Genomic DNA, 2,041 nt, shown 5'->3' with positions numbered 1-2,041 from the left:
GCATGACAGCTGACGTAGAAGATGCCCACCCGCTCGCCCTGTTCGCTGAGCGGAACATCCTTAAAATTTTCCCATAGCGGTGTGGTTGGCTTTTTGGGATCAAAAGACAACCCACCTAATGCAACAATTCCTGTACCGGGCTGTTCATAAGGATTATAGATTGTCGCTTTCTCCAACAACTGATTCCACGCTTTTTTTGTTTCTTCAAAGCGCGACTCCTCCGCTATAATTTCATACGACTGTCCAATCCCAACTAAATAAAAATCTTCCTCCGAGCTCATCCAAAACGTTCGGTTCTTATTTATATATTTCGCTGATTCAAAAAATGAAAGAGCATTAGTATTTTTTATTTTTTTAGTTATGCTAACAAGTTGATAGTCATCATCACTATTGCCCAACCATTCGACGCGGTCGGCGGCGAGCATCGGGTCCTGCTCGAGCAGGTCGAGGATCTCGCTCCAGGCGGTGAGCACCTGCGCGGTCTCCTCGTCGGCCAGGTCCGCTGCCGTGCGCAGGGCCTCGAGGTAGGCGCGCTGGACCTGCACGGCAGTGAGCTCGCGGCCGTCGACCAGGGGTACGGTGGCGCTCAGCAAGGGGTCGTGGCTGATGGTGTGCACGGCGCCCACCGGATCGGCCAGGGCGATCTCCGGCAGGAGCGGCGTTGCGGTGCGGTGCTGGGCCTCGATCGCTGCGAGCAGCAGGGATGTGGTGCCGAGCTTGAGCCTGGCACGGAGCGGACAAGCTACCAGAACTGAAGGTCCGCTGTGAGCGAGGAGCGGACTATCTTATTGAAACTAAAAATACCTGCATAACCTATATTCGATGAACTACCTTGGGTTATGCAGCCACTTATTATTTTCACCTGGCTATACATGCAAGAGATAAATTAGACGGCTCGTTTTTCAAGAATCAGCATGAAAATACTTGCCTTCCATTTCCACCCTCATCTCATGAACAGAATAGAGGTAATTCATAACATAGAAGACCTCATCTTCGATATATGAAGATAAATATGAAAGATTTTCCTCAACATTATGTCTGTAGTAGCTATGGCGGCGGCAAAAACACGCACCCATCCCACCCGGCTGCATACAACTCAACAGGTCCGCGCTGATGAGCATCGCGCTCCTGCTCTCATTAGGCTGACTTCGACTTGGGGGCCAGTGACGCTTAAGTCTGTTGCCCACAGGATCGGCCCGGACAAAGCTCCCAGACGATACACCCCTGACCTGCGTCGGTAATTTGTAGCCAGTCAGGCAGTGAGTCGGTTGTCGATCATATTCGATTCTAGCCAGGCTCGAGGAGGGACGAGAAGGTCTGGCCTTGCAAGGCCAGACGGGGTCGCGGGACGTGACCGAGTGCCTCAGTGCGCAGCAAAACAAAAGAGGTCGATTGACGCAAGTCAGTCGGCCTTTTGTGTTTTGAGGCACACGAGCAAAGCGCCTGCGCGCTTTGCGGGAGGGGCGAGAAGGTCTGGCCTTGCAAGGCCAGACGGGGTCGCGGGACGTGACCGAGTGCCTCAGTGCGCAGCAAAACATAAAAGGCCGTTCGGACTGAGTAGCGGCTCTGCCGCGTATCGAAGACTCACCGGCATGCGCGCCTTCGATACGCCGCACTGATGTGCGGCTACTCAGTCCGAACGGTAGTCGATTGGTTTTCCGCTATTCAAGATGGCCGTTCGGACTGAGTAGCGGCTCTGCCGCGTATCGAAGACTCACCGGCATGCGCGCCTTCGCTGATGAAGGAAATCACCTATCGATGCCAGAACGTCGATTGCGGCCACACCTTCGTGGCCACGCTGGAGATTTCTCGTACCGTTTCCCTGTCGGCCATGCCCAATCCCGAGGTGAGCCTTCCCATCTCGCCCCGTGCCCGCTATTCAAGATGGCCGTTCGGACTGAGTAGCGGCTCTGCCGCGTATCGAAGACTCACCGGCATGCGCGCCTTCGATACGCCGCACTGATTTTTTTTTTTTTTTTTTTTTTTTTTTTTTTTTTTTTTTTTTTTTTTTTTTTTTTTTTTTTTTTTTTTTTTTTTTTTT

General features: G+C 52.4%; 2 protein-coding genes. One reads left to right on the top strand and one right to left on the bottom strand.

The genetic code is table 11. The features are described from left to right. Window positions 1-686 (bottom strand): proteasome accessory factor PafA2 family protein (locus BTM36_RS28650; RefSeq protein ID WP_254426878.1); only part of this gene is annotated, 686 nt, incomplete at its 3' end. 1,052 nt (window positions 687-1,738) lie between these two features. Here BTM36_RS28650 and BTM36_RS29240 point away from each other — a divergent pair. Next, window positions 1,739-1,963, top strand: coding sequence for an ogr/Delta-like zinc finger family protein (locus BTM36_RS29240; RefSeq protein WP_077234762.1), 225 nt, complete (start codon window positions 1,739-1,741; stop codon window positions 1,961-1,963). Window positions 1,964-2,041: the final 78 nt, after the last annotated feature.

This window comes from Herbaspirillum sp. VT-16-41 (genome assembly GCF_001994935.1).
GTDB lineage: Bacteria > Pseudomonadota > Gammaproteobacteria > Burkholderiales > Burkholderiaceae_D > Herbaspirillum > Herbaspirillum frisingense.
Note: the sequence above shows the minus strand (reverse complement) of the source record. Positions and strands in the feature narration are given on the sequence as shown.